The sequence below is a fragment of the Stenotrophomonas sp. LM091 genome, from assembly GCF_001806305.1.
Classification (GTDB): domain Bacteria; phylum Pseudomonadota; class Gammaproteobacteria; order Xanthomonadales; family Xanthomonadaceae; genus Stenotrophomonas; species Stenotrophomonas bentonitica_A.
The window spans coordinates 764,240-790,026 of sequence record NZ_CP017483.1 but is presented as its reverse complement, the minus strand read 5'-3'; the positions used below and the strand labels follow the sequence as shown (position 1 = coordinate 790,026).

23 protein-coding genes and 2 tRNA genes are annotated in these 25,787 nt (G+C 68.0%); 12 read left to right on the top strand and 13 right to left on the bottom strand.

Annotated elements, in window-relative coordinates; genetic code table 11:
- Positions 1-2 precede the first annotated feature (2 nt).
- The 5 genes from BIZ42_RS03510 to BIZ42_RS03490 all read right to left on the bottom strand — a co-directional run bounded on the left by BIZ42_RS03510 (position 3) and on the right by BIZ42_RS03490 (position 3,768).
- A complete protein-coding gene (locus tag BIZ42_RS03510; RefSeq protein WP_070427434.1) occupies positions 3-488 on the bottom strand; it encodes an LEA type 2 family protein in 486 nt (161 codons plus the stop codon).
- A gap of 173 nt (positions 489-661) precedes the next feature.
- Entirely contained in the window at positions 662-1,201 is a 540-nt protein-coding gene (locus BIZ42_RS03505) for a lipocalin family protein (RefSeq protein WP_046273224.1), read from the bottom strand.
- A 123-nt stretch (positions 1,202-1,324) separates the two neighbouring features.
- Positions 1,325-2,041 (bottom strand): hypothetical protein, encoded by a 717-nt coding sequence (locus tag BIZ42_RS03500; RefSeq protein ID WP_083279778.1) that lies wholly within the window; start codon positions 2,039-2,041, stop codon positions 1,325-1,327.
- 266 nt (positions 2,042-2,307) lie between these two features.
- Positions 2,308-2,383 (bottom strand) — tRNA-Phe (locus tag BIZ42_RS03495).
- A gap of 203 nt (positions 2,384-2,586) precedes the next feature.
- Complete coding sequence (locus tag BIZ42_RS03490) at positions 2,587-3,768, bottom strand: YbfB/YjiJ family MFS transporter (protein WP_070425566.1); 1,182 nt, start codon at positions 3,766-3,768, stop codon at positions 2,587-2,589.
- Between the two features lie 92 nt (positions 3,769-3,860).
- Between BIZ42_RS03490 and BIZ42_RS03485 the strand changes: the two genes are divergently transcribed.
- Positions 3,861-4,667 carry a helix-turn-helix transcriptional regulator gene (locus BIZ42_RS03485; protein ID WP_070425565.1) on the top strand — a complete coding sequence of 269 codons (807 nt, stop codon included), beginning with the start codon at positions 3,861-3,863 and terminating at the stop codon, positions 4,665-4,667.
- Here the strand turns inward: BIZ42_RS03485 and BIZ42_RS03480 are convergent.
- Positions 4,657-5,046, bottom strand: coding sequence for a hypothetical protein (locus BIZ42_RS03480; protein ID WP_070425564.1), 390 nt, complete (start codon positions 5,044-5,046; stop codon positions 4,657-4,659). The genes BIZ42_RS03485 and BIZ42_RS03480 overlap by 11 nt on opposite strands.
- Positions 5,047-5,269: 223 nt before the next feature.
- Here BIZ42_RS03480 and BIZ42_RS03475 point away from each other — a divergent pair, with 223 nt between their 5' ends.
- Together BIZ42_RS03475 and BIZ42_RS19675 are read left to right on the top strand one after the other, a co-directional pair.
- A complete protein-coding gene (locus BIZ42_RS03475; RefSeq protein ID WP_070425563.1) occupies positions 5,270-6,292 on the top strand; it encodes an NADP-dependent oxidoreductase in 1,023 nt (340 codons plus the stop codon).
- 124 nt (positions 6,293-6,416) lie between these two features.
- Positions 6,417-6,587 carry a hypothetical protein gene (locus tag BIZ42_RS19675; protein ID WP_019182797.1) on the top strand — a complete coding sequence of 57 codons (171 nt, stop codon included), beginning with the start codon at positions 6,417-6,419 and terminating at the stop codon, positions 6,585-6,587.
- Between the two features lie 69 nt (positions 6,588-6,656).
- Here the strand turns inward: BIZ42_RS19675 and BIZ42_RS03470 are convergent.
- Both BIZ42_RS03470 and BIZ42_RS03465 read right to left on the bottom strand, forming a co-directional pair.
- A tRNA-Ala gene (locus BIZ42_RS03470) sits at positions 6,657-6,732 on the bottom strand.
- Positions 6,733-6,835: 103 nt separating this feature from the next.
- Positions 6,836-7,024: a hypothetical protein gene (locus BIZ42_RS03465; protein WP_070425562.1), complete on the bottom strand. Its 189-nt coding sequence runs from the start codon at positions 7,022-7,024 to the stop codon at positions 6,836-6,838.
- 366 nt (positions 7,025-7,390) lie between these two features.
- On the opposite strand from BIZ42_RS03465, the gene BIZ42_RS03460 reads away from it, so the two are divergent.
- On the top strand, positions 7,391-9,736 hold the full coding sequence (locus tag BIZ42_RS03460) for a TonB-dependent receptor (protein ID WP_026069716.1): 2,346 nt from the start codon (positions 7,391-7,393) through the stop codon (positions 9,734-9,736).
- A gap of 86 nt (positions 9,737-9,822) precedes the next feature.
- Here BIZ42_RS03460 and rnd read toward each other — a convergent pair whose 3' ends face one another.
- Positions 9,823-10,902 (bottom strand): ribonuclease D, encoded by a 1,080-nt coding sequence (gene rnd, locus BIZ42_RS03455; RefSeq protein WP_026069717.1) that lies wholly within the window; start codon positions 10,900-10,902, stop codon positions 9,823-9,825.
- A 252-nt stretch (positions 10,903-11,154) separates the two neighbouring features.
- Here rnd and BIZ42_RS03450 point away from each other — a divergent pair, with 252 nt between their 5' ends.
- A complete protein-coding gene (locus tag BIZ42_RS03450) occupies positions 11,155-13,026 on the top strand; it encodes a formylglycine-generating enzyme family protein (protein ID WP_237393554.1) in 1,872 nt (623 codons plus the stop codon).
- Positions 13,027-13,129: 103 nt separating this feature from the next.
- Positions 13,130-14,032: a M48 family metallopeptidase gene (locus BIZ42_RS03445; protein WP_019182802.1), complete on the top strand. Its 903-nt coding sequence runs from the start codon at positions 13,130-13,132 to the stop codon at positions 14,030-14,032.
- Positions 14,033-14,062: 30 nt separating this feature from the next.
- On the opposite strand, the gene xseA is transcribed toward BIZ42_RS03445, so the two are convergent.
- Together xseA and queG are read right to left on the bottom strand one after the other, a co-directional pair.
- On the bottom strand, positions 14,063-15,403 hold the full coding sequence (xseA, locus tag BIZ42_RS03440; RefSeq protein WP_156785684.1) for an exodeoxyribonuclease VII large subunit: 1,341 nt from the start codon (positions 15,401-15,403) through the stop codon (positions 14,063-14,065).
- A 61-nt stretch (positions 15,404-15,464) separates the two neighbouring features.
- Positions 15,465-16,553: a tRNA epoxyqueuosine(34) reductase QueG gene (gene queG, locus BIZ42_RS03435; protein ID WP_046273216.1), complete on the bottom strand. Its 1,089-nt coding sequence runs from the start codon at positions 16,551-16,553 to the stop codon at positions 15,465-15,467.
- A 72-nt stretch (positions 16,554-16,625) separates the two neighbouring features.
- Between queG and BIZ42_RS03430 the strand changes: the two genes are divergently transcribed.
- From BIZ42_RS03430 to BIZ42_RS03405, 6 genes are all read left to right on the top strand, one after another.
- Positions 16,626-18,104: a bifunctional ADP-dependent NAD(P)H-hydrate dehydratase/NAD(P)H-hydrate epimerase gene (locus tag BIZ42_RS03430; RefSeq protein WP_070425560.1), complete on the top strand. Its 1,479-nt coding sequence runs from the start codon at positions 16,626-16,628 to the stop codon at positions 18,102-18,104.
- Between the two features lie 2 nt (positions 18,105-18,106).
- The gene (gene tsaE / locus BIZ42_RS03425; RefSeq protein ID WP_070425559.1) at positions 18,107-18,589 is read left to right on the top strand and encodes a tRNA (adenosine(37)-N6)-threonylcarbamoyltransferase complex ATPase subunit type 1 TsaE; all 483 of its coding nucleotides are present in this window, start codon (positions 18,107-18,109) and stop codon (positions 18,587-18,589) included.
- Positions 18,590-18,677: 88 nt separating this feature from the next.
- Positions 18,678-20,300, top strand: a complete 1,623-nt coding sequence (locus BIZ42_RS03420; protein ID WP_156785797.1) for an N-acetylmuramoyl-L-alanine amidase — start codon at positions 18,678-18,680, stop codon at positions 20,298-20,300.
- Between the two features lie 104 nt (positions 20,301-20,404).
- Positions 20,405-22,288: a DNA mismatch repair endonuclease MutL gene (mutL, locus tag BIZ42_RS03415; protein WP_070425557.1), complete on the top strand. Its 1,884-nt coding sequence runs from the start codon at positions 20,405-20,407 to the stop codon at positions 22,286-22,288.
- Positions 22,289-22,298: 10 nt separating this feature from the next.
- On the top strand, positions 22,299-23,240 hold the full coding sequence (locus tag BIZ42_RS03410) for a DUF1684 domain-containing protein (protein ID WP_070425556.1): 942 nt from the start codon (positions 22,299-22,301) through the stop codon (positions 23,238-23,240).
- 2 nt (positions 23,241-23,242) lie between these two features.
- Positions 23,243-24,205, top strand: coding sequence for a TraB/GumN family protein (locus BIZ42_RS03405; RefSeq protein ID WP_070425555.1), 963 nt, complete (start codon positions 23,243-23,245; stop codon positions 24,203-24,205).
- 102 nt (positions 24,206-24,307) lie between these two features.
- Here the strand turns inward: BIZ42_RS03405 and phaR are convergent, their stop codons facing one another.
- Together phaR and phbB are read right to left on the bottom strand one after the other, a co-directional pair.
- Positions 24,308-24,847: a polyhydroxyalkanoate synthesis repressor PhaR gene (phaR, locus tag BIZ42_RS03400; RefSeq protein ID WP_019182811.1), complete on the bottom strand. Its 540-nt coding sequence runs from the start codon at positions 24,845-24,847 to the stop codon at positions 24,308-24,310.
- Positions 24,848-25,028: 181 nt separating this feature from the next.
- Complete coding sequence (gene phbB, locus BIZ42_RS03395; protein ID WP_019182812.1) at positions 25,029-25,769, bottom strand: acetoacetyl-CoA reductase; 741 nt, start codon at positions 25,767-25,769, stop codon at positions 25,029-25,031.
- Between the last annotated feature and the right edge of the window lie 18 nt (positions 25,770-25,787).

Genomic DNA, 25,787 nt, shown 5'->3' with positions numbered 1-25,787 from the left:
GGTCAGCGCAGGACGCCGGGCAGGCCAGGGGCCTGGTTGAGCGTGCTGCGGCTGTCAATCTCGAAGGTGCGTTGCTTCTTTTCCTGCGGGGTCGCGCTTACCGAGCCCTTCAGCGAATAGGCCAGGGTACGGTTGCCGGCCAGCGCGTCGGCCATCACCAGGCGCGCGCCCGAGCTCGGCTTGAGGTCGACGTTGACCACGTCGGCCGACACGCCACCAATCGACAGCGCCGGCTGCAGCTGCAGCGCACCGGCGTCCTGATCGCTCACCCTGAGCTGCAGGGACACGTTGTCGAAGGTCATGGGCATGGAGCTGAAGTTCTGCAGGCGCAGCGCGACCGTCCAGCTGCCATCGGCACGCACCGTCAGTTCCTGCACGCTGGCGGCCGGCTCGGAGACGCGTTTGACCGTCTTGTTGCAGGCGGCAAGGGCCAGGCAGGCGACGGCGATCAGGCCGATGGGCAGGGCGGAACGGAAGCGGTGGGACATGGCGCAATCCTCGGGCGGATACTGCATGGGTATGAGCATACTACGGCGTATGGTGTCCGTGCTGCTCCAGGGGAGCAGGGGGCAAGGGTAGGGCACCGGGATGACCGGGCCACGTGCTTTTAGTCTGGGGAGCACGGCCGGGCGGCGGCGCGGCGCGTGGCCGGCGCGCCAGGTCAGTCCAGCGGCGCCATCACCCGCAACGGGGCCAGGTCATAGCCCATCGCCTCGGCGCGCGCCTTGAGCTGCTCGAACAGGGCGGTGTCCATGCTCGGCGAACGCGAGAGGATCCACAGGTATCTGCGGTCCGGCTCGCCGACCACCGCCCACTGGTAGCCCGGATCCAGGGCGATCACCCAGTAGTCGGCCCAGACCAGCGGGACCCAGGAGAGCCAGTCCGGCACGAAGCGCACCTGCAGCCTGCCAGGGTGACCCTCGACGGGCCGTGCCACGCCATCGGCGGCGACGCGATCGCCATCGGCCTGGCGGCATGCGTTGTGCACACTGATCCGGCCATCCGCGCGCAGGCTGTAGGTGGCGGTGATATCGCCGACGCACTTCTTCTGGAACGATACCGGCAGGTGCGCGATCTCATGCCACTGGCCGGCGTAGCGGTCCATGTCCAGCGCCTCCACCGAGGTCACCGGCGCGGCCGCCCAGGCCGACCCGGTGGCGGCGAGGGCGAGCAGGGCACTGATCAGATAGCGGCTGCGCATTGTCGACACTCCACACAAGACGCAGCGAGCTTAGGCACAGGCAGGACGGAAATTGTGAATATTCCGTCATGCAGTGGCCGTCTCACGTCGCTGGCGTGCGCGTGGCAGCGTGCGGCACCCGCGCTACCGACTGTCAGCGGAGAGTTCCCGCGTGGCGTTGCCGTTCTCGTCCAGGAAGCGCACCTTGGCGTCTCCCGCGGGCGTGACCACCAGCTCGAGCCGCGGCTTTCCTTGACCATCGCGCAGGGTCAGCATGGCATCGCGCGCATCTGATTTGCCAAGGAACACGCGCTCGGTGATCGCAGGAACGCCATTCCGATGAAGTGCTTCGTCCCGCTTGGAGAAGAACGGACGGTCCAGGCCGTCGGCAACGTCATTGAAGGTCAGCCCTGCCGAATGTGTCCCTGCTTCGTCCACGCCCAGCAACTGCATCTGCTGGTCCTGCTGATAGCGATCAAAGGTCAGGCTCATGCCGCTGGAGGGCTTGCCGTTCTTGTCGAGCGAGCCGTTGTAGATCAGCCCGCCGTTTTCCGTGCCTTCATCGTTGAAGAACAGCATGCCTGCCATCGGGCGCGGATGCGGTTGCTCTTTGTTGTGGATGAGCACCCCGGGAAAGAGCGTGCGATTGGAGATCGCCAGTCGCAACGTCCCATCAGGTTCCTTGATGTTGATGCGCTGGGCATCGATGACGTCGAAGCTGGCGCTGCGCTGCGACGTCGCCCCCATCATCAACGCCGCCCCGGCCAGTAAGCCGAACCCCGCGTAGCCCAGCGTGAGTCTTCGTTGACTGCGTTTCAGCTGCGCGACCTGCGCCTGCAGCACGTCGATGCCGTTCGACATTCACTTCTCCCTGTGTGCGCGGCCATGAGGTGCGAACAAGCGTGGCCGCAGACGACCCTGTCCGCCAGGTGAGCATGCCAGCGCGTGGCGAAGAACGGCAAGGCATGCCATTGCGTCACGCAGGACATCATCCCTGGTCGCTTTGCCCGCTCTGCAATGCGCACGAACCATGTGCAGACGCGCCTTCATTGAACGATGCGCGATGTGGCCTGGTCGAACGCCAGACAAAAAAAATGACCTGCATTTCTGCAGGTCATCTGAAATTGTGGTGGCCGGGGACGGAATCGAACCGCCGACACGGGGATTTTCAATCCCCTGCTCTACCAACTGAGCTACCCGGCCACTTCATCGCTGCGTTGCCGCTGGCGAGGACGCGAATAATACGGAGGTATGAGGGGTTCGGCAAGCGTTTCGCGAAAAAAATTTCACATTTGTTTCCAAACCCTTGTCCGCCCACATCCAAGTGCTTGATCCAGCGGGCTCGAGCACATCACCGAAGCGCATGAACGTCGGTTCAGGCGGATGCGTTGCGCCGGTGCAGTTGATCAGCCCGGGGCGGATCGTGCGTTGTTGGGCATGCACCACAACAGCACGATGCCGATCACCATCATGATCGCTGCCAGCACCAATGCGCCCTGGTAGCTGCCGCTGTCGCGCGCCAGCGTGCCGGCGATCGCGGGGGCGATGATCTGGGCGACGCCGTAACTCAGCGTCAACGTCGCCATCGCCTTGGCAGGATTGTGCGGGTAGTGGCGACCGACCACGGTCAGGGTCAGGCTGACGATGCCGGCGAAGGTCAGGCCGAACAGCACCGCGCTGGCCGCGCCGGCCCACAGCCCGCCATCCAGCAAGGGCAATACGAAGGACGTGGCCTGCAACGCATACGCGAGCATCAATGCGCGGATCAGGCCGAGCCGGTTAGACAGCCGGTCCCAGGCAAACGTCGAGGGGATGGCGGTGAGGCCGACCAGCACCCACACCCAACTGCCGCGGCCGGCGAAGGCAGGGGTCTGCACCAGGATGGCGACGATGAAGGTCGCGCTGACCACGAAGCCGACCCCCGCGCAGAAGTACGAGGCGATCAGCAGCCAGCGCCAGCGCCGCCCGGGTGGCGGGGGAGCGTTGGCACCCGTCGCGCTGGAGATCGCTGCCGGCGGCGGCATCCATGCCCAGGCCGGGATCAGGAACACCACCGCCAGGGCGCCCAAGGCGATCCACTGCCGGGAGGACGCCAGTTGATCGGCCATCGCTGCAGCCGCCAGGCCCGAGACCGCGATCCCCACCCCGAGGCCGGCGAAGTGCAGGCCGAGCTGTGGGCGGCGCTGATGGGCAAGCAGCCAGTTGAGCACCAGCCCGGAGGCGAGCAGCAGGCCGGCGGTGCTGGACAGGCCGGCCACGAAGCGCAGCACGCCCCAGATGGCCATGTCCGTGGTGGTGCCCATCAGGCCGGTGGATACCACTGCCAGGACCAGTCCGATGCGGTAGAAGCGGAATTTCAGTTGCATGTCGCCGACCCGGGCGACCAGCACGGTGCCGGCCAGGTAGCCCAGATAGTTGAACGTGGCCAGCCAGCCGCCGCCGGCGGCCGTGAGCCCGGCGTCGAGCCGCATCACCGGCAGCAGCGGGGTGTAGGCAAAGCGCGCCAGGCCAACCGTGAGTACCAGCGCGCAGATGCCGGCCGTGATGACCTGCCAGGCGTGGCGAGGAGGCGGGATCGTGAGGGACATGGGTAGGGAGGGCAGCGGGGAGGGCCCATCGTCGTGGACGGAGGTGATCGCGTCTTTCGATAGAATGACCCATCCTGTCGATGAGACGTCACATGGCCATGGCTGAACCCACTGCGGCGGGTTGGCGCGAAGTCGCGGTGCCGCCGCTGCGGCGTCTGCCCTGGCCGGTGGTGGCGCGCAGCCAGCGACTGGAGGCCGGCGAGCGCTTCCCGCCGCACGTGCACGGCTGGAACCAGCTGGTCCATGCCAGCACGGGTGTGCTGCAGGCCAGCGCCGGGCAGGCACGTCACGTGATCACCCCGCAGCAGGCGCTGTGGGTGCCGACCGGCACGCTCCATCACACGGGCGCGTTGAACACCTCGGCGTTCCGCAATCTTTACGTGGCCGATGGGCCGGAACTGGGTATGCCCACGCATTGCGCGGTACTCGATGTGTCACCGCTGCTGCGCGAACTGATCATTGAACTCGATCGCACCGTGCCCGATCACGACCGCACCTACTACGCCACGTTGTGTACCCTGATCACTGCGCAGTTGCCGCGCCAGCGGCAGCACACCCGGCACCTGCCCTGGCCGCAGGATGCGCGCCTGCAGCGCTGGTGCCAGGCGCTGTACGAGCAACCTGCCGACACCCGCAGCGTGGAGGACTGGGCGCCCTTGCTGGGTGCATCGCCGCGTACCCTGGCGCGCCACTTTGAACGCGAGACCGGCATGCGCCTGCGTGAGTGGCGGTTGCGGCTGCGCCTGCTGCGCGCCATCGAGTGGCTGGCGCAGGGGCGTTCGCCCACGGTAATCGCGCACGAGCTGGGCTATGCCTCGGCGTCGGCGTTCAACTACATGTTCCGGATCGAGATGGGCATGAGCCCGCTGCAATGGAGGCGCGCACGCCCTACGGCGTGACCGGGCAGGCCAGGCTGACCAGGCGGTCATCCTCGAAGCGTGCGCGGATCATGCCGTTGTCGGCTTTGCCTGCGGGCCACTCCGCGTTGGCCCCTGCACCGGGCAGGGGATTGCCCAGGTGGAAGTACACGCGGCCACGGCTGTCGCCGACCTGCACCTTGTTGCATGCCACGATGGGTGAAGCCATCTCGCCGCAGTCGCCCTGCAGCAGGCACAGGCGCGTGTGGCACTTGCCTGCACCGGACGACCAGTGGCCTTGCGCGGCCAGGCAACCGGGCTCGGTCGCCAGGATTGCCCAGCATGCCAGGCCGAACACAGTGGTGGCGGACATCAACCCCGGCAGCAGGTAGCGGCGTCGGCGGGAAGCGGGAACGTTCATGACGCGATCATGCGCCCTGGCCGGCGGCGCGGGCAACGCATGCGCGGTGCAGCGTACGGATGGAATGCTGTGGCGCCATCGGGATGGTCGGTCCCTGTCGCACAAGGTGATTGCACAGCCGCATCGTCCTGCACCGATGGAACGCTGTTTTACCCCCCGCTCGCACGTGCCCGGACGGCGTACTGTCGGGTTTCCTTTTCCGTCTCCCTGGAGCGATCCGCTGATGAACGCACTTACCAACACCCGCATCGTGCTCGCCTCTCGCCCGAACGGTGCTCCCGTCTCATCCAACTTCCGTATCGAGCACGTGCCGGTGCCCGCGCCTGGCCCGGGGGAGGTGCTGCTGCGCAATCGCTATCTGTCGCTGGATCCCTACATGCGTGGTCGCATGGAGGAGGGGCCGTCCTACGCCGCACCGGTTGCGCTGGATGCGGTGATGGAAGGGCGCACCGTTGCTGAAGTGCTCGCCTCCAGCCATCCCGGTTTCGCCATCGGCGAGCATGTGTTGGCCCCGGGCAACTGGCAGACGCACGCGGTCATCCATGGCGATCAGCTCAGCCGCAAGCTCGAGGACAACGACCTGCCGATCAGCACTGCACTGGGTGTGTACGGCATGCCCGGATTCACGGCGTACGTGGGCCTGCAGGAAATCGGCAAGCCGCAGCCGGGCGAAACGCTCGTGGTGGCGGCTGCCAGTGGCCCGGTGGGCGCAACCGTGGGGCAGATCGCCAAGCTGCAGGGGGCGCGCACGGTCGGCATTGCCGGTGGCGAGCAGAAGCGCGCGTACCTGGAAACACTGGGCTTTGATGTGGCGCTGGATCACCGCGCCGACGATTTCGCCGCGCAGTTGCGCGCGGCGGTGCCCGACGGCATCGATGTCTACTTCGAGAACGTCGGCGGGCATGTGTTCGATGCGGTCGCGCCGCTGCTCAACGATTTCGCGCGCATTCCCGTGTGCGGCACCATCGCCACCTACAACGCACGCGGCGCGGTGCTGCCCGGGCCGGACCGGCTGCCGGGTTTCATGAGCCAGGTGCTGCGCCAGCGCCTGACCGTGCGCGGCTTCATCCAGTCCGACCTGCACGCCTTCTTCCCGGCGTTCCTGCGCGAGATGGGACAGTGGTTGAAGGACGGCCGCGTGCAGTATCGCGAAGACATCGTGGAGGGCCTGGAGAACGCGCCGGAGGCATTCTTCGGGCTGCTCAAGGGGCGCAACTTCGGCAAGCTGGTGGTCAAGCTGGATTGACCGGCGTATCGCGCGTGAGCGCGACGTGTGCGAGGCCGTGTCGATCGTGATTCGTGCATCACGATCGGCTGGTTAGTCTGCCCTTGAAGGCGCCGTCCCGGTGCCCGCATCAGTGAGTAGAACCATGGCAGACACCAAGCCCAGCGAACAAGGCAAGCAGGAAGGCATCGAAGAGAGCCAGCAGGACCGCAAGCAGGACGAAACCGCCAAGCAGCGGCCGGCGCAGACCGATCAGGCGATCCACGATGCAGGCACGCGCCGGCCGGAGCGCAAGGACAATCCCGAGGGCGCGTAAGCAACCCGCGCAACCTGCAGAAACAACAACGCCCCGGAAACCTGGTTTCCGGGGCGTTGTCTTGAATAGTGGTGGAGCCAAGGAGGATCGAACTCCTGACCTCGTCGATGCGAACGACGCGCTCTCCCAGCTGAGCTATGGCCCCACGGGTGGTGCAACTGCGTGGCGTACCCGACCTCGGCCGTACCTCGCGATGGGCCTAGTCTAGCGCCGACCGGCGTTGCCTGCCAAGGGGTGCCTGGTCCGGGTCACGGGCCGGCGCCGTGTGTCCTGCCAGGTGCCCGTTCGACCTGCCGCAGCAGCGCTTTGTCCAGCTTGGCCGCCACGCCGACGCTGCGCCCGGCCAGGTTGGCCACCACGAAGCTGACCGAACTACCCAGCACCTGCGCTGTCTCGGACAGGCTCAACCGGTCGTCCTGCTCCAGCCACTGCGCCATCCCGGCGGTGGCCGCGTGCAGGGCATCCTCCAGCGAGTGGTCTGCTCATGGATGACCGGTTCAGTGTTCGCCGCCGCCAGGGCGACAAGTGCCGGGCGACATGTGGCCGATGGCCCGGTAGGCGTCCAAACCCGAACGCTGCCCTTCCGGCGCGCGCGTGGGCCGGGCATAATCCGCGCCAGAAAACGCGGCCGCATAGCCAGTGGACCAGGGGGGCCGGACAGCCGTCGCCCAGAACGCCCTGACACCAATCTGCAACATCCAGCCAATACCGTGCCGCATCGCTGTCTCCACAGCGGTGTCGATTTCCTATGGTGCCCGGCCATCTCGCCGGCTGCCCCGATCTGTACTACCAGAGACCTCTGCATGCCCGCTCTACGCCACGCCCCTGTGTCGACGCGTCTTCTTTCCCGTTCCCTGCCGGCCGCCCTGCTGCCGCGCCGCCACGCCCTGGCGCTGGCCTGCGCCTCGGCTGCGCTGATGCTGTCCGCTGCCGCCTCGGCGCAGGACGCGCAGTCGGCCAGCGCGACCTCGCTGGACACCATCACCGTCACCGCCGACCACCGCGAGCGCAACCTGCAGGAAGTGCCGGTCTCGGTCGGTGTGGTGCAGGGCGAGAAGATCCGCGACTACACCGCCGGCGGCGACGACACCCTGCTGGCGCTGTCGGGCAAGGTGCCCAGCTTCTACGCTGAAACCACCACCGGCCGCATCTTCCCGCGCTTCTACATCCGCGGCCTGGGCAACATCGACTTCTACCTGGGTGCGTCGCAGCCGGTCTCGATCATCCAGGACGACGTGGTGCTCGAGCACGTGGTGCTGAAGTCCAACCCGGTCTATGACGTGGACCAGATCGAAGTGCTGCGCGGCCCGCAGGGCACGCTGTTCGGCCGCAACACCACCGCCGGCATCGTCAAGTTCGACACCATCAAGCCGAGCCAGGACTACAGCGGCCGCGTGCAGGCCAGCTACGGTACCTACGGCAGCGTGGCGATCGACGGCGGCTTCGGTGGCCCGATCAACGATATCGCCTCGTTCCGCGTGTCGGCGCTGTACCAGCACCGCGATGATTACGTCGACAACACCTACCGCGGCCCCAGCGCCGATGGCACGGTCTCGCCGAAGAAGAACGCCATGGGCGGCTTCGACGACCGCAACGTGCGCGCGCAGCTGCTGCTGCAGCCGACCGAGAACTTCTCGCTGCTGGCCTCGGCCCACGCACGCGACTATGACGGCACCTCGACCCTGTTCCTGCGCAGCGCGCTGACCAAGGGCTCCAACAAGACCGACGTGCCGCGCGACCAGGTCGCCTACGACGAAGCCGACAACAACCCGCAGGCCTACAAGACCTACGGCGGCTCGGTGAAGGCCATCTACGATTTCGGCAACGTCTCGCTGACCTCGATCACCGCCTACGAAACCACCTCCGGCTACAGCCGCGGTGACACCGACGGCGGCGCGGCCGTGAACTACCCGGTCAACGGCGTGCCGAACGGTTACGGCCAGTCGATGGGCCAGATCCGCGATCTGGACCAGTGGACCCAGGAGTTCCGCCTGGCCAACGCCGACGACAACCGCCTGAAGTGGCAGGTCGGCGCGTTCTACTTCGACGGTCGCGACACCACCGATTTCTACCAGCGCGCCTGGTTCCTGCAGGGCAACGCGCGCAACCCGAACAACTGGGTGCGCCTGCGCAACGTCAACACCTCCTGGGCCGGCTTCGGCCAGGTCAGCTATGACGTGACCGACAAGTTCACCCTGACCGCCGGCCTGCGCCAGACCAAGGACGAGAAGAAGACCCGCCTGCTCAAGACCGCCGATACCGCCGCCGGTGCCGTGACCTACAAGGGCCGCACCTACGTGGAGATGTCCGACACCACGCCGAGCTGGGACTTGAGCGCGATGTATGCGTTCAACCCGCAGCTGAGCGTGTACGCGCGCGTGGCCCGCGGCTTCCGCGGCCCGACCATCCAGGGCCGTTCGGCCGTGTTCAATGCCGACTTCACCACGGCGAACTCGGAAACCATCCTGTCCTGGGAAGCGGGCATCAAGAGCAGCCTGTGGGACAACCGCCTGCGCGTGAACGCGGCTGCGTTCACCTATGTGGTCAACGACATCCAGCTCAACGGCAACGATTCGGACGGCAACGGCGTGCTGTTCAATGCCGACAAGGCCAAGGCCTACGGTCTGGAAGCGGACATGGAGCTGCGCCCGATCCCGAACCTGGCCCTGAGCGCCGGCGTCAGCCTGCTGCACAGCAAGATCCAGGACGACCGCGTGTACGCGCAGGTCTGCGCCCTGAACGGCGCCGTGGTGTGCACCGTGAATGACCCGACCATCAAGGTTGGTGCCAACACCTTCGCGCAGATCAACGGCAACCCGCTGCCGAATGCACCGAAGTACAACATCAACCTGGCCGCGCGTTACGACATGCCGGTCAATGACGCCGATGTGTTCTTCGTCTCCACCGACTGGAACAAGCAGGGTTACACCAGCTTCGTGCTGTACGACTCGGCCGAGTTCAACTCCAAGGGCAGCTTCGAAGGCGGCCTGAAGCTGGGCTACTCGGCCAACTACGGTGCCTGGGAAGTGGCGCTGTTCGCGCGCAACATCACCAATGAGAAGAACCTCAAGGGTGTGATCGAGAACTACATGGCCGCGGTCTACAACGAACCGCGCACCGTGGGTGTGTCGCTCAACATGAACTGGTAAGACCCACGTCGCCGGTGCTGCGCTGCTGCGGCACCGGTGCGTCGGATCCAAGAGACAACGCCCCGCAGATGCGGGGCGTTGTCGTTTCAGGCAGGTGGCAGCAGGGGGGCCAGGATCGGCTCCAGCTGCGCCTGGCGCCAGCCGGCCAGCGCCGTGGGCCATTGGCGGCGTTCAATGTAGCTTTCCAGGTGCTTGCGCGAGGCCAGTACGCCGTCGGGCAGGCCGAGTTCGGCGCTGCGCGCGCTGACCGCATCCTGCAGCCGCTTGAGGGCCTGCTTGTTGGCATCGGTGGCCGGCAGCGCCAGCGGGGCTTCGGCTTCATCGGCAAGCGGGGTGATCAGCGCCTGCCAGACCTGCGCGGCGAGTTTGCGCGGGGCCTTGGGGAAGCCTTCCATCAGTTTGGACAGCGCATCCACATCGGCCGGCGGCGTGCGTGCCAGCACGGCAGCCAGTTCGTTGTCGAGCACCCAGCTGCGCGGCTTGTCGCTGGCACGGGCCTGCACGTCGCGCCAGCGCAGCAGGCGCAGCAGGCGCAGCTGTGCCGGGGTATCCATGAACTGCGCCGAGCGCATCGCCACATGCGGCCAGCGCTCTTCATCGTGTTCCACACTGGCGAGCAGGCGCTCGGCATCGTCCTGCAGCCACTGGCGGCGGCCGAGTTCTTCCAGGCGTGCGTCGATGGTGTCGTGGATCTGGAACAGGTACTCCACGTCGTCGGCGGCGTACTCCAGCTGTGCCTCCGAGAGCGGGCGGCGCATCCAGTCCGAACGGGTCTCGCCCTTGGCCAGGGTGACGCCGGTGACCGCGGTGACCAGCTTCTGGTACCCCATGCCGCCGCCGATGCCGGCCAGCGCAGCGCCGATCTGGGTGTCGAAGAGCGGGCGTGGCAGCACGCCGCAGGCGACCTTGAAGGTGACCAGGTCTTCGCTGGCGCTGTGCATGATCTTGAGGATCGAGGTATCCGTCAGCCACGGGGCCAGGGCCTCGTTCATGCCGGGGATCAGCGGGTCGATCAGCAGGATTTCATCGCCGACCGCCATCTGTACCAGGGCCAGTTGCGGCCAGTAGGTGCGCTCGCGGATGAACTCCGTGTCCAGGCCGATGCGGGTGGGGCGCTGGCGGAAGCGCTCGTCCAGTTCCGCCGGGGTTTTGATCCAGTAAGCCACGTGGGATTCCATGTACTGCAAAGGGGTGCTCAGGTCGGGGAGGATAGCCTAACCCCGTGCCACGGCCGGCATGCCTGCGCAGTGCGATGAACGCCCGGGCCGCCAGCGGTCGCCGCCTGCGACGGTGGCGATTATGATGATCGCCTGTCCGCACCTGCGGCATGCCGCCTGGAACGCGACTGCACCCGGGGCACACGGCGTGCGGCAGGGTGCAGGCACTGCAAGACGATGCCATGCCCCAAGGACCCCCATTTGCGACCGCCAGGCACATTGCCGCTGCTGTTCACCGCACTGCTGGGGGTGCTGGCCGCCTGTTCGCCCGCGCCTGCGCCCGCCCCGGCAACCCCAGCGGCCACGCCCGCTGCGCCGCGGCCCACGCCCAGCGCACCGGTGGCGCAGGTCACCATCGGTGGCGAGGATGCGGCCGAGACGGTGGAGCGCTGGCAGCCACCTGCGGTCACCCTCGTCGACGGCGAAGTCGCGCAGGCACGCCGTGACGCCGCGCGCGCCTTCGAGGAAGACCGGCTGTACCGCAGCGCCGAGGATGCGATTCCGATCTGGCTGGCGCTGCTGCAGCGCGATCCCAAGGACAGGGTGGCCCAGGCCGGCCTGAAACGCGCCCGTCAGCGTCTGCTGCAGGAAGCGTCCGCCTTGTTGGACCGCCCGCTCAAGCAGCGTGAGGCGCTGGCCCAGGCCAGCGAGATGGCCCTGGTCCTGCTGACCCTGGCGCCCGACGATGCCAAGGTACGTGAGCTGCAGTCGCGGGTGGAGATCGCCCAGCGCGTGGTGGCCTACAACCGCGCCGGTGAAGAGGATCTGCGTGCCGATCGCATCGGCGAAGACGGCGATGGCGCCATCCCCAATTTCCGCGAGGCGCTGGCGCTGGATGCGGACAATCCGCGTGCCCGGCAGGGGCTGGCGGCCGCAGAGAGCGCACTGATCCGGCGTGCGGAAACGGCCGCGCGGGCCGCTGACTTTGCGACCGCGGGAACGTGGCTGGCCGAAGCGGCCAAGGTGCGCGACTCTTCGATCACCATCGCCGATGCCTTCGAGCGCATCGAGAACATCCGCTCTGACACGCTGGCGCGGCTGCGCAACGAGGGCCTGCGTGATCTGGCCACGCCGCAGGGTCTCAAGCCGGCGCGGCAGAAACTGGAAGACGCCCTGCGCATCGCATTGCCCGGCGATCCGGTCGTGGGCCAGCTGCGCGAGCGCATCGAACTGGTCACCCATTACGGCAGCTTCCGGCCGCGGCAGGTGTTCAGCGATGCTCTGCGCGATGGTGGCCGCGGGCCCCAGATGATCGTGGTGCCGCATGGCGGATTCCAGATGGGCGCCGCCGAGAACGAACTGGGCGCGACCGATGCCGAGAAACCCTCGCATTACGTGCGGTTCGAGCGCGGCTTTGCGATGTCGATCACCGAAGTGACGGTCGCCGATTTCCGCCGCTACGTGCAGGCCACCAAGGCCCGCCCACGTGCCACGCGGCGCGGGCATTCGATCGTGTACGACGAGCGCAGCGGCAACTTCGTCCGCCGCAGCGGCGTGGACTGGCAGTCCGATTACAACGGCGCCGAGGCGATCGCCAACCTGCCGGTGATGCACGTCAGCGTGCGCGATGCCGAGAATTACGCGACCTGGCTGTCCGAACAGACCGGACGCTCGTACCGGCTGCCCAGCGAGGCCGAATTCGAATACGCGCTGCGCGCCGGCAGCAGTGGCCGCTACCCGTGGGGCGATGCGGGCACGCCGCCCGCGCGTGCCGGCAATTTCACCGGCGCCGAGGATGTCTCACCCTCCGGCCGGCACTGGTACAACGCCTTCGTCGGCTACGGCGATGGATACTGGGGCCCGGCGCCGGTGGGCAGCTTCGATCCCAACCCCTGGGGCCTGCACGACATCGCCGGCAACCTGAGCGAGTGGGTGGCCGACTGCTGGCATGCCAGTTACCGGCGGGCACCTGCCGATGGCGTGGCCTGGTTCAACCCCGGCTGCCGGCAGCGCGTGATCCGTGGCGGCAACTGGGCCAACGCACCGGTACAGACCCGCGCGGCGTGGCGGCAGTCGCAGGACTCGGACACCACCAGCGCCCGGATCGGCTTCCGCCTGGTCCGCGGCATCTGACCAGCGGCGCGCCGGGCCGGATTTTCACCCTGCCACCCACCGCGCGTTCTAGGATTGGCGCAGTGTCGGGCAGGGTGCCGCGGCCATCTCAGGAAGCAAGCGCATGCGCAACGATCCATTCGGCGGTCAGCAGCAGGGCCGCGCCCGGCGGCCGGGCCTGTTCGGCAACATCCGCTGGTGGGTACTGCTGGCCTTCGCCGGCTATGCCGCGTTCTACTGGTTCTCCAACCGTGCGGTGGATCCGTACACCGGCGAAAGCGTGTTGATCGACAGCTCGCTCGATGCAAGCCAAGAGAAGGCGCTCGGCCTGCAGGCCTACCAGGAAATCCTGGCCCAGGAGCGGCCGTTGGATCCCAATGCGCCACAGTCGCGCGAGATCCAGGCGATCGCCCAGCGCTTGATCGCCAAGGTCGACGTGGTGGAAACCGCGCTCGCCGAGGAACATGGGCTGAAGCCTGCGCACTTCGCGCGTGACTTCGAATGGGAGGTCAACGTGATTCCGTCCGACCAGGCCAATGCGTTCTGCCTGCCGGGCGGCAAGATGGCGGTCTATACGGGGTTGATTCCGGTCGCGCGTACGGTGGATGCGATGGCGGTGGTGATGGGGCATGAGATCGCGCATGCCTTGCTGCGCCATGGGGCCCAGCGCATGGCCCAGCAGAAGATGACCCAGATCGGGCAGATGGCTGGCGCCGCCAGCGGCATGGACCCGCAACAGCAGCAGATGATGATGTCGGCGATGGGCTACGGCTACCTGTTGCCCTATGCGCGCAGCCATGAAACCCAGGCCGATGAAGTGGGCCTGATGCTGGCCGCCGCAGCGTGCTTCGACCCGCAGGAAGCGATTCCGCTGTGGGAGCGGATGGGGCAGGCCAGTGGCGGGCAGTCGACCTCGGAATTCGCGTCCACGCATCCCAACCCGGGCACGCGCATTCAGAACCTGCAGGCGTTGATGCCCAAGGCGATGCAATACCGGCAGAAGTTCTGCGAAAGCGCGGGGCGTTGAAGGCGAACGGCGTGGCGTGGGCGCGCTGGGTCAGCGCGCCGGTTCGTTGACCGTTACCTCGATCACGCCGTCCTGCACGCGTGCCTTGAGCGTATCGCCGGGGCGCACCTGTAGCGGCGAACGCACCAGGCTGCCATCGTCCTCGCGGGTCAGGATGGCGTAACCCCGCGCGACCGTGGCCAGCGGGCTGACCGCTTCCATCGAACGGGCGAGCGCGCGCAGGCGCAGGTTGTCGCGCTGCAGCTGGCGGCCGATTGCACTGTCCGCACGCGGCAGCAGCCGTTGCAGGCGCTCACGCAGGGCATCCAGCCGGCGCTGCGGGTGACCGCTGCGCAGTACAGCCGCGGCGTGGCGCAGATGGGCCAGGCGGCCCTGATGCTGTGTCGTCCACGCTGCGTGCAGGCGGCGCGCGACATCCTGCTGGCGGCGCTGCAACAGCTGCAGGCGTGATTGAGGGCTCTGTGCGTTGAGGCGCAGCAGGGCGCGGTCCGCGCGCTGCATCGCTTGCCCGAGGCTGTGCCGCTGCAGCTGTGCCAGGCGCGCATCCAGGCGGCGCACGCGCAGCAGCAGGTCGCGCTGGTCGGGTACCAGTAGTTCGGCCGCGACCGAGGGCGTGGGCGCACGCAGGTCGGCGGCGAAATCGGCGAGGCTGAAGTCGGTTTCGTGACCCACCGCAGAGACCACCGGTGTCTGGCTGGCGGCAATCGCGCGGGTCAGCTGCTCGTCGTTGAACGCCCACAGATCCTCCATCGAGCCGCCGCCGCGGGTCAGCAGGATCACATCGTAACGGCCGCTGGCATCGGCCGAACGCAGCAGCGAGGTCAACTGCGCGGCGGCGCTGTCGCCCTGCACGAGGCTGGGCAGCAGGTCGACCTCAAGCATCGGGAAACGCCGTTCCAGCACGCTCAGCACGTCACGCACCGCCGCGCCGGTGGGCGAGGTGATCACCGCCAGGCGGCGCACATGGGCCGGCATCGGCCGCTTGCGCTCGGGCGCGAACAGGCCCTCGGCCTCCAGCCGCGCCTTGAGCTGCTCGAAGGCGCGGCGCAGGGCGCCTTCGCCGGCTTCTTCCATGTGGTCGAGCACCATCTGGTACTCGCCGCGGGCTTCGTACAGGGTCAACCGGCCCCGCGCGAGCACGCGCATGCCTTCGCGCGGCACGAACTTCAGCCACTGGCTCTTGGGCTTGAACAACGCCGCGCGGATCTGCGAGCGCGCGTCCTTCAGCGTGAAATACATATGGCCTGAGGCCGGGCGGGTAACGCTGCCCAGTTCGGCTTCCACCCAGATCAGCGGGAACGCGCCTTCCAGCAGGTCGCGGGCCAGGATGTTGAGCTGGCTGGGCGTGAGAATCTGCGCGCTGCGGTCCATGGGGGGCATCAGGCCAAACGGTACGAACGGGGGGCCATGGTCGCACGTCGGCGGCGATGCTTCATCCCGCGGTGGCGCGGTCGGCGTGCTGCTGCAGGGCCCAGGCCACATGCTCGCGCACGATCGCCGAAGGGTGCTCGCGCCGTGCCTGCAGCGCGGCCAGGGTCTCGGCATGGGTCGGCGCATTGCCCAGCGCCACGGCGATGTTGCGCAGCCAGCGTTCATGCCCGCTGCGGCGGATCGGGCTGCCTTCGGTGCGGCGCAGGAACTCGTCTTCTTCCCAGGCGAACAGCTGGGCAAGCGAGGCGGTGTCCAGGTCATTGCGCGCGCGGAAATCCGGCTCGTCGGTGCGCTTGGCGAACTTGTTCCAGGGGCAGACCAGCTGGCAGTCGTCGCAGCCGTAGATGCGGTTGCCCATTGCGGTGCGCATCTCCTCGGGAATCGCACCGTCATGTTCGATGGTGAGATAGGAAATGCAGCGGCGTGCATCCAGGCGGTGCGGGGCGATGATCGCCTGGGTCGGGCAGACATCGATGCAGCGCGTGCAGGTGCCGCAGTGCGCGCTCGCGGGTGTATCCACCGGCAGCGGCAGGTCGATGTAGATCTCACCGATGAAGAACCACGAACCGCCCTGCTTGTCGATCAGGCAGGTGTGCTTGCCAATCCAGCCCAGCCCGGCATTGCGCGCGAGGGCGCGCTCCAGCACCGGGGCCGAATCGACGAACACGCGGTAGCCGAAGGGACCGATCTCGGCGGCGATGCTGTCGGCGAACTTCTGCAGCCGGTTGCGCATCAGCTTGTGGTAATCGCGGCCCAAGGCGTAGCGCGCTACGTAGGCGCGGTCGCCATCATGCAGGGTGTTCCAGGCTTCGGCGTCATCCTTGTGGCCGTAATCCATGCCGACCGAGATCACCCGCACCGTGCCCGGCAGCAGTTCATCCGGCCGCGCGCGCAGGGTGCCGTGCCGCGCCATCCACTCCATCGTGCCGTACAGGCCCTTGCCCAGCCAGTCGGCCAGGTGGGCTTCGTCCTCGCGCAGATCGATCCCGGACACGCCGCAGCGCTGGAAGCCATGCACGCGCGCGATCGCACGGATGCGGTCGGCGGCGCGGGCCAGGTGGACGGGGGCGGGGAGGGGGACGGCGGACATGGCCTGGGCGGAAACGGAGCCTGGGAAGGGCGCGGCAAGGCTGCGCCTGGGCGACAAGTATAGAATCCCGGCATGCCCGAGCTTGCTGAACTGTTCGATATCACCGCCGCGCGCCGCCTGGATGCGCAGGCCAGCGCCCTGCTGGGCGATGGGGGAGCCTCGCTGATGCAACAGGCCGGCTTGGCGGCCTGGCACTGCCTGCTGGAGCGCTGGCCACAGGCGCAGCGCATCGGCGTGGTGGTGGGGGCCGGCAACAACGGCGGCGATGGCTATGTGCTGGCCGGTCTTGCCCGTGCAGCCGGCCGCCAGGTGACGGTGCTGCGGCTGGCGACCGATGCCCCGGCCACGACGTTGTCGCAGCAGGCCGAGCAGGCGTTCATCGCCGCCGGCGGTGCGGTAGCGCATTTCGATGGCGGCCTGCCGCCGGTGGACCTGCTCGTGGACGCGCTGTTCGGCATCGGCCTGAACCGCGCGCCAGCCGGTGGGGCGGCCGATCTGATCAACGCGATCACTGCCTCGGGCCTGCCGGTACTGTCGCTGGACGTGCCCAGCGGCGTGGATGCGCAGACCGGTAACATACCGGGCGTCGCCATCCGCGCCACGGTCACGCTGCAGTTCATCGTGCGTCACCAGGGGCTGTATACCGGCGCGGCGCTGGAGCATGTCGGCGGGCGCCGGCTGGCCGCGCTGGAACTGCCCGCCGGCGCCGACCAGGGCGTGCAGCACAGCGCCGAGTGCTGGCAGCAACCACGCCTGCGCGCGCAACTGCCGGCGCGCCGCGCCAACACCCACAAGGGCGAATCCGGCCACGTGCTGTGCGTGGGCGGCAATCTCGGCAGCGGCGGCGCGGTGATGCTGGCCAGTGAATCGGCATTGCGCGCGGGCGCAGGGCTGGTGAGCGTAGCGACCCGGGCAGCGCATGTCGCACCGCTGCTGGCGCGGCTGCCCGAAGCCATGGTGCATGCCGTCCAGGACGCGCAGGACCTGCAGGCGTTGCTGCCACGCGCCGGGGTGATCGCGATCGGCCCGGGCCTGGGCCAGGACGACTGGGCCCACGAACTCTGGCGGCAGGTGCTGGCCAGCGGCAAGCCGCTGGTGATCGATGCCGATGCCCTGAACCTGTTGGCCAAGGCACCGCAGCCGCCCGGTGATGCGATCCTGACCCCGCACCCGGGCGAGGCCGCGCGCCTGCTTGGGTTGAGCACGGCGCAGGTGCAGGCGGACCGCTTCACTGCCGCCAGAGCGCTGGCCGACCGGTTCCACGCGGTGGTGGTGCTCAAGGGCGCCGGCAGCGTGGTCGCCGCGCCCGACTCGGTGCCGCGGGTGATCGCCGCCGGCAACCCCGGCATGGCCGTGGGTGGCATGGGCGACCTGCTCACCGGCATCATTGCCGCCCTGCGTGCGCAGGGCCTGGGCGCGTTCGATGCGGCCAGTACCGGCGCATTGCTGCACAGCCTGGCCGGCGATGCCGCCGCCAGTGACGGCCAGCGGGGCCTGCTTCCCACCGATCTGCTGGCGCCGCTGCGCCGGCTGGTCAATCCGGACGTTTGAACATGATCGAGTTTTTCCTCGCGCAGACCCAGGACACCGACCTGCTCGGGCAATGGCTGGCCGCGACCCGGCCGTCGCAGGCGGTGATGCAGCTGCAGGGCGACCTGGGGGCCGGCAAGTCGACCCTGGCCCGCGCCCTGCTGCGCGCGCTGGGCGTGCAGGGCGCGATCCGCAGCCCGACCTACACCCTGGTGGAACGCTACCCGCTGGCCGACGGGCACGAGGCCTGGCATCTGGACCTGTACCGGATCGGCAATGCGCAGGAGCTGGATTTCCTGGGGCTGGACGAGGGCAGCGCCTCGCTGTGGCTGGTCGAATGGCCCGAGCGCGGCGCCGGTGCGCTGCCGCCGACCGATCTGGAAGTCGCACTGGAGATCCATGGCCAGGGGCGGCGCGCCCGGCTCACGGCGACCAGTCCTGCCGGTCGCGAATGGCTCGAACGGCTCCCCCAGGGGGGCGACTTGCAGGCCCTTTCTGTCGGCTGACACTAGGAACCACCGGCAGGTTACGGATTATTAAGGGAAAAGGAGTTGCATTTCATTCAGCGCGGTGATTGAATCCAGACCCATGCCAATGGGGAAATCACTCACCGCCATCTGCACTGCCGTCGGACTCTGTCTGGCGAGCGCGCTGTCGTGGGCGGGCGAAGTCCGCCAGGTGGCCGTGGAGACCGGTGCGACCGGTACCCGTGCGGAGATTTCGCTGGCCGGCAGCGGGGGTTACAAGACCCTGTCCCTGGCCGGTCCGAACCGCCTGGTGGTCGATTTCCCGGACTCCAGCGCGATCCGCAACCTCAAACTGCCGGCGCCCAAGGGTGTGGTCACGGCGGTCCGAACCGGGCAGCCGGTGCCGGGCACGTTCCGCGTGGTGTTCGACCTGGCCGAATCGGTCGCGCCGTTCCGCCCGCAGATGATCAAGCAGGGGGATCAATCGCGGCTGGTGATCGAGTGGCCGGGCGATGCGCCGACGTCCACCCGCGTGGCCAGCGCGTCGAGCCCGACCCCGACACCTGCTGCTGCGCCGACGCCGACGCCGACGCCTGCGCCAGCGGCTTCCACGCCGGCCGCAGCCGCTCCGACCCCCGCGCAGGCCGCTGCCCAATCCGCACAGGCGCGCAGCGACGCCGCGCGCGCCACCGCCTTGCTGACCGCCTCGGTACGTCAGCAGGCCAGCGCCACCGTCGCCACCTCGGCACCGGCGCCGGGCCCGGCGGCGACCACCGCCACCACCGTCAACGTGGCCGCTGCCGGCACCGCCAATGCCGCCAGCAACAGCGCTTCACCGGCCGCCATCCTCGCCGGTCAGTCGACCACGGCCGTGGTCGCCAGTGCGCCGGTGCCCACCCCGGCGCCGACGCCGACCCCGGTGACGCCGCAGGAGAACCCGCGTCCGGCCATGCCCAGCGACGCCTCGCGGGTGAAGATGCGTGCCGGCATGCGCCCGCTGGTGATCGCGATCGACCCGGGCCACGGCGGCCAGGATCCCGGCGCGGTCGGCCCGACCGGCAAGCGCGAAAAAGACATCACCCTGGCAGTGGCGCGTGAACTGGCCCGCCAGGTCAACGCAACGCCCGGCCTGAAGGCTTACCTGACCCGCGACAGCGACGTGTTCATCCCGCTGCCGATGCGCGCGCAGAAGGCGCGCGCCGCCAAGGCCGACATGTTCATCTCGATCCACGCCGATGCCGCCGAGAACCGCGCGGCCACTGGTTCGTCGGTCTACGTGCTCTCGACCAAGGGCGCGTCCTCGCAGCGTGCGCGCTGGCTGGCCGACAAGGAAAACGCCGCCGATCTGGTCGGTGGCGTACGCCTGCAGCAGACCGAAGGCACCCTGGCCAACGTGCTGCTGGATCTGGCCCAGAGCGGTTACATGAAGGCCTCCGAAGACGCTGCCGGGCATGTGCTGGGCGGCCTGAAGCGGATCGGCAAGAACCACAAGCCCAACATCGAACGGGCGAACTTCGCAGTGCTGCGCACCTCGGACATGCCGGCGATGCTGGTCGAAACCGCGTTCATCTCCAACCCGGATGAAGAGCGCCGCCTGATCGATCCGGCCTACCAGCGCCAGATCGCCGGGGCCGTGCTTGATGGCGTGCATACCTTCTTCAGCCGCCAGCCGCCGCCGGGCACCCTGTACGCTGCGCGCGCCCAGGCCGAGATCGACGCCGCCGGTACCGTGGCGGGCGGCAGCAAGTAAGCCCGCCAGCCACCGCCCGGCGCACGCTATCATCACGGGATGACGTCTGTTTCCCGAATCCCCCTCGCCGCTGCGCCCCTCACCTCCGTCAGCCGGAGGTGCGCATGAGCATCCGCCAGCTTCCCGAGATCCTGATCAACCAGATCGCCGCTGGCGAAGTGGTCGAGCGGCCCGCGTCCGTGGTCAAGGAACTGGTCGAGAACGCGCTGGATGCCGGCGCCACGCGGGTTGATATCGACCTGGAAGAGGGCGGCGTGCGGCTGATCCGCATCCGCGATGACGGCGGTGGCATTGCGCCGGAAGAGCTGCCGCTGGCGGTGTCGCGCCATGCGACCAGCAAGATCGCCAGCCTGGATGATCTGGAGTCGGTGGCCACGCTCGGCTTCCGCGGCGAAGCGTTGCCGTCGATCGCCTCGGTCAGCCGCTTCACCCTGAGCTCGCGCCGTGCCATCGACGAGCACGGCTCGGCGTTGCAGATCGAAGGCGGCCGGCTTGGCGAGGTGACCCCGCGCGCGCATGCGCCGGGCACCACCGTGGAAGTGCGCGAGCTGTTCTACAACGTGCCGGCCCGCCGCAAGTTCCTGCGCGCCGAGCGCACCGAGCTGGGCCATATCGAAGAGTGGCTGCGCTCGCTCGCGCTGGCGCGGCCGGATGTCGAGTTGCGCGTGTCGCACAACGGGAAACCTTCGCGCCGCTACAAGCCCGGCGATCTGTACTCGGACGCGCGCCTGGGCGAAACACTCGGCGAAGACTTCGCCAACCAGGCGCTGCGCGTGGACCACAGCGGTGCCGGCCTGCGCTTGCACGGCTGGATCGCGCAGCCCCATTACTCGCGGGCCAGCACCGATCAGCAGTACCTGTACGTCAACGGCCGCTCGGTGCGTGACCGCAGCGTCGCCCACGCGGTGAAGATGGCCTACGGCGACGTGCTGTTCCATGGTCGCCAGCCGGCGTATGTGCTGTTCCTGGAGCTGGACCCGACCCGTGTCGACGTCAACGTGCATCCGGCCAAGCATGAAGTGCGCTTCCGCGATTCGCGCCTGATCCACGATTTTGTGTACCGCACGCTCAAGGAAGCGCTGGCGGAAACGCGCGCCGGCATGACCGCCGCCGGCACGCAGGTGCACGCCACGGAGAGTGCCGCGACCGCGGCGCCGGCCTACGGTCTGCCGTCATCAGGCAGTGGTGGCTATGCACTCGCCGGCAGTGCAGCCGGTGGTGGCGGTGGGGGTGGCATGGGCGGCGACTGGCGCCCGCAGCAATCGCCACTGGGCCTGCGCGTGGCCGATGCCCCTTCCGCCTATGCGGCGCTGTATGGCGCGCCCGGTGGCAACGCCGCCGGCGGCAGCCTGCCGCCGATGCCAACCGAAAGTGGTTTGCCGGTCACGGCGGCCGACAGTGGCGTACCCCCGCTGGGCTATGCGATCGCGCAGCTGCATGGCATCTACATTCTCGCCGAGAACGCCGAAGGCCTGATCGTGGTGGACATGCATGCCGCGCACGAACGCATCGGCTACGAGCGCCTGAAAACCGCACACGACGGCATGGGCCTGCATGCGCAGCCGCTGTTGGTGCCGATCACTCTGGCGGTCGGCGAGCGCGACGCCGATACCGCCGAACGCGAAGCGGAGACCTTGACCTCGCTGGGCTTTGAAATCACCCGCGCCGGCCCCGGCTCGCTGCACGTGCGCAGCATTCCCGCCCTGCTGGCCAATGCCGAGCCGGAGGCGCTGCTGCGCGATGTGCTGACCGACCTGCGCGAGCATGGCCAGAGCCGTCGCATCGCCAGCGCCCGCGACGAACTGCTGTCGACCATGGCCTGCCATGGCGCGGTGCGCGCGAACCGGCGCCTGACCGTGCCGGAAATGAACGGCCTGCTTCGCGACATGGAAATCACCGAACGCTCGGGTCAGTGCAATCACGGCCGGCCGACCTGGGCCCGTTTTTCGCTGGCGGAAATCGACCGCTGGTTCCTGCGCGGACGTTGAGAGGACGGTCATGAACAAGCACTGGGGAGTGTGGGCGGCCGTAGTGCTGCTGGCAGTGAGCGTGGCGGGGTGTGGCGAGAAAGCGGTGGATGCCCCTGCGAAGGTGGCGATCGATCCGGCCTTCGAGGCCGAACAGCAGCAGTGGCGCCAACAGCGCTACGAGGAACTGCATGCCGCCGACGGCTGGACCAGCCTGGTCGGCCTGCATTGGCTGGAATACAAAGCGCATTACATCGGTCGCGGCCCGGGCAGCGGCATCCGCCTGGCGGTCGGCCCGGACAAGCTGGGCATGGTCGCGCGCGAGGGTGACGCCGTCTGGTTCACGCCCGAGCGTGGGGTGGCGATGCAGGTGGATGGCAAGCCGGTCACTGGCCGCATCCGCTTCTTCAGCGATCGCGATCCGACCCCGACCGTCATCGCCTTCGACGACGGCAAGGGCCGACTCAGCCTGATCCATCGCGGCGAGCGGTTCGCGCTGCGGGTCAAGCATGCCGAGGCGCCTTCGCGGATGAACTTCACCGGCTTGACGTACTGGCCGGGCGGCGCGTCGTGGCGCGTCACGGCGCGCTTCGTACCGCACCCGGCCGGCAAGACGCTGCCGATGGTGGACATCACCGGCCTGACCACGAACATGCCCAATGCGGGCGCCCTGGAGTTCGAGCGCGACGGCCGCACCTGGCGGCTGGAAGCCATAGGCGAGCCGGGCCGCGCGCTGTTCGTGATCTTCGGTGACCGTACCAGTGGTCACGGCAGTTATCCGGCCGGCCGTTATCTGGATCTGCCTGCGCCGGATGACCAGGGCCGCGTGGTGATCGATTTCAACCAGGCCTACAACCCGCCGTGCGCGTTCACGGCCTTTGCCACCTGTCCGCTGACGCCCCCTGAAAACCGCCTGGACCTGCGCGTGGACGCCGGTGAGCAGGCGTACCACGCCCCCGAAGGAGAGGCTTGAACATGTCGATGTTGTCGCGTCTGTTGTCCCCGTTGCTGATTGCTGCGGGCCTGTTGGCCGGCACGGTCAGCGCCGACGCGCGCCCGGTCGCGCCGCGTGCACCCGCAACCGCCAAGGCCAGCCCGCCGGTTCCACTGCTGTGGAAGGTCACCGGTCCGGGCGACAGCCGCGTGTACCTGCTGGGTTCGTTCCATCTGCTGCAGCCCACGGACTACCCGCTGTCGGCGGATGTCGACCAGGCCTTCGCCGCCTCGCAGCGGGTGGTGTTCGAACTCTCGCCGCAGGACATGGAGTCGCCCGAACTGGCGCAGAAGATGGTGCAGGCGGCGATGCGCACCGATGGCTCGGAACTCAAACGCGACCTCGATGCGGCCACCTGGACCCGGCTGCAGGCCTATGCGCAGGAAAACAAGCTGCCGCTGGCCCAGTTGCAGGGCATGAAACCGTGGTTCGTCGGCCTGACCATCACCCTGAGCCAGTTCACCAAGATGGGCCTGGACCCGGCGCTGGGGCTGGACCGGCATTTCATGACACGGGCCGCCAGCGCGGGCAAGGCGACTGCCGGGCTGGAGGATATCGACACGCAGATCGCGGTGCTGTCGGGCATGTCGGCCAAGGAACAGCAGCAGATGGTGGCCGAAGCCCTGGAGCAGGCCGGCAAGGGCGATGAAATGGGGCGCAAGCTGCACGATGCCTGGCGCCGCGGCGACGACAAGCTGCTGTGGACCTCGATGGCCACCGAGATGCGCGGCCAGTACCCGCAGCTGTACAAGCGCATCAACACCGACCGCAATGATGCCTGGGTGCCGAAGCTGCAGCAGCACCTGCAGGCCGGGCAGGGGGGCACGCTGGTGGTGGTCGGCACGCTGCATCTGCTGGGCAGCGATGGGGTCGTGGAGAAGCTGCGCGCCAAGGGCTACAAGGTCGAGCGCGTCTGCACCGGTTGCGCCAAGCCCAAGCGCTGAGGGCATCGGGCACAGGGGCGTCGACAGTGACGCCTGGCCCCGGAACGAGAAAAGGCGCGGCCCGGAGGCTGCGCCTTTTTCTTTTCTGCAGCGGAACCGGTCTCAGCGGCGGGTCTTGCCTGCGCCGGGCGCCGGGGTTTCCGGCTTCTTGCCGGTTCCCGTGCCGGTACCGGTACCGGTTCCGGTGCCGCCCGGGCGGCCGCCGAAGCCGGTGCCCATGTTGCGCTGGAAGTCCTGCCACATCTCCATGTTGCGCTCGGTCAGCTGGTTCATCATCGCCCACGGGGTCTGGCCCAGCAGATTGCCCATCTGCTGGCGGAACTGCTGCTGCTGGTCCAGGAAGACCTGCATGCTGCGCTCCAGGTAATTGCCCATGAAGCCCTGCAGCGAATCGCCATAGAAGCGGATCAGCTGGCTGAGCAGCTGGGTGGACAGCATCGGTTCGCCGTCCTGTTCCTGGTCGGCGATGATCTGCAGCAGCACCGAGCGGGTCAGGTCATCACCGCTCTTGGCATCGCGCACCTCGAAGTCCTCACCATCCAGGATCAGCTGGCGCACATCCTCTATGGTGATGTAGCTGGAGATTTCCGTGTCGTAGAGCCGGCGGTTCGGATACTTCTTGATAATGCGGGTCGCAGCCATGAAGCAGTCACTCATCACAGTAGGCGCGCAGCATGGCGCAGTGCAGCAGCCTATGCAACCGCCATAAGTAGCAAGGGCCCGCATTTATGTTGCGCAGCATAGGGTGCAGCAATTTGGCCCTTCGCCCGCCGTTGGCCCGCACATCCCGCCCGGTCCGCGCGCCCTCGGTGCATCGCCGCCCTTACCACCCCATGTGGTGGCCACCGTTGATGTCCAGGTTGGAGCCGGTGATCCAGGAGGCCTCCTCGTTGACCAGGAACGCCACCGCGTAAGCGATTTCCTCCGGCTTGCCGAGGCGGCCGGTGGGAATGTCGGCGATGATCTTGGCGCGCACTTCGTCCGGCACGGCCATCACCATGTCCGTTGCCACGTAGCCCGGAGAGATGGTGTTCACGGTGATCCCGAAACCCGCGTTCTCACGGGCCAGGGAAATGGTGAAACCGTGCATGCCGGCCTTGGCCGCCGCGTAGTTGGCCTGGCCGTACTGGCCCTTCAGGCCGTTGATCGAGCTGATCTGGATGACCCGGCCCCAGCCGCGGCGGCGCATCCCCTCGATCACCGGGCGGGTGACGTTGAACACCGAGTTGAGGTTGGTGTTGATGACGTCGTGCCACTGGTCCGCACGCATGCGATGGAACGTGGTGTCGCGGGTGATGCCGGCGTTGTTGATCAGGATCTCGACCGGGCCCAGCGCCGCTTCGACGGCCTGCACCATGCTTTCGGCCGTGTCCGGCTCGGATACATCGCCCGGAAAGATCGCCACATCGCAGCCGCGGGCCAGCATCTTCTCGCGCCAGGCCTTGGCCTTGGCTTCGTCACGGTAGTTGGTGGCGACCCGATGGCCCTGGTCGGCCAGGCGTTGGCAGATGGCAGTGCCGATACCGCCGGTACCACCGGTGACCAGTGCGACGCGAGATGTCATGAGCAGCTACTCCGAAAG

Coding starts and splice junctions, on each gene's coding strand:
- BIZ42_RS03510 (WP_070427434.1), bottom strand. CDS start 488: ATGTCCCACCGCTTCCGTTCCGCCCTGCCCATCGGCCTGATCGCCGTC.
- BIZ42_RS03505 (WP_046273224.1), bottom strand. CDS start 1,201: ATGCGCAGCCGCTATCTGATCAGTGCCCTGCTCGCCCTCGCCGCCACC.
- BIZ42_RS03500 (WP_083279778.1), bottom strand. CDS start 2,041: ATGTCGAACGGCATCGACGTGCTGCAGGCGCAGGTCGCGCAGCTGAAA.
- BIZ42_RS03490 (WP_070425566.1), bottom strand. CDS start 3,768: ATGTCCCTCACGATCCCGCCTCCTCGCCACGCCTGGCAGGTCATCACG.
- BIZ42_RS03485 (WP_070425565.1), top strand. CDS start 3,861: ATGGCCATGGCTGAACCCACTGCGGCGGGTTGGCGCGAAGTCGCGGTG.
- BIZ42_RS03480 (WP_070425564.1), bottom strand. CDS start 5,046: ATGAACGTTCCCGCTTCCCGCCGACGCCGCTACCTGCTGCCGGGGTTG.
- BIZ42_RS03475 (WP_070425563.1), top strand. CDS start 5,270: ATGAACGCACTTACCAACACCCGCATCGTGCTCGCCTCTCGCCCGAAC.
- BIZ42_RS19675 (WP_019182797.1), top strand. CDS start 6,417: ATGGCAGACACCAAGCCCAGCGAACAAGGCAAGCAGGAAGGCATCGAA.
- BIZ42_RS03465 (WP_070425562.1), bottom strand. CDS start 7,024: ATGGCGCAGTGGCTGGAGCAGGACGACCGGTTGAGCCTGTCCGAGACA.
- BIZ42_RS03460 (WP_026069716.1), top strand. CDS start 7,391: ATGCCCGCTCTACGCCACGCCCCTGTGTCGACGCGTCTTCTTTCCCGT.
- BIZ42_RS03445 (WP_019182802.1), top strand. CDS start 13,130: ATGCGCAACGATCCATTCGGCGGTCAGCAGCAGGGCCGCGCCCGGCGG.
- xseA (WP_156785684.1), bottom strand. CDS start 15,403: ATGGACCGCAGCGCGCAGATTCTCACGCCCAGCCAGCTCAACATCCTG.
- queG (WP_046273216.1), bottom strand. CDS start 16,553: ATGTCCGCCGTCCCCCTCCCCGCCCCCGTCCACCTGGCCCGCGCCGCC.
- BIZ42_RS03430 (WP_070425560.1), top strand. CDS start 16,626: ATGCCCGAGCTTGCTGAACTGTTCGATATCACCGCCGCGCGCCGCCTG.
- tsaE (WP_070425559.1), top strand. CDS start 18,107: ATGATCGAGTTTTTCCTCGCGCAGACCCAGGACACCGACCTGCTCGGG.
- BIZ42_RS03420 (WP_156785797.1), top strand. CDS start 18,678: ATGGGGAAATCACTCACCGCCATCTGCACTGCCGTCGGACTCTGTCTG.
- mutL (WP_070425557.1), top strand. CDS start 20,405: ATGAGCATCCGCCAGCTTCCCGAGATCCTGATCAACCAGATCGCCGCT.
- BIZ42_RS03410 (WP_070425556.1), top strand. CDS start 22,299: ATGAACAAGCACTGGGGAGTGTGGGCGGCCGTAGTGCTGCTGGCAGTG.
- BIZ42_RS03405 (WP_070425555.1), top strand. CDS start 23,243: ATGTCGATGTTGTCGCGTCTGTTGTCCCCGTTGCTGATTGCTGCGGGC.
- phaR (WP_019182811.1), bottom strand. CDS start 24,847: ATGGCTGCGACCCGCATTATCAAGAAGTATCCGAACCGCCGGCTCTAC.
- phbB (WP_019182812.1), bottom strand. CDS start 25,769: ATGACATCTCGCGTCGCACTGGTCACCGGTGGTACCGGCGGTATCGGC.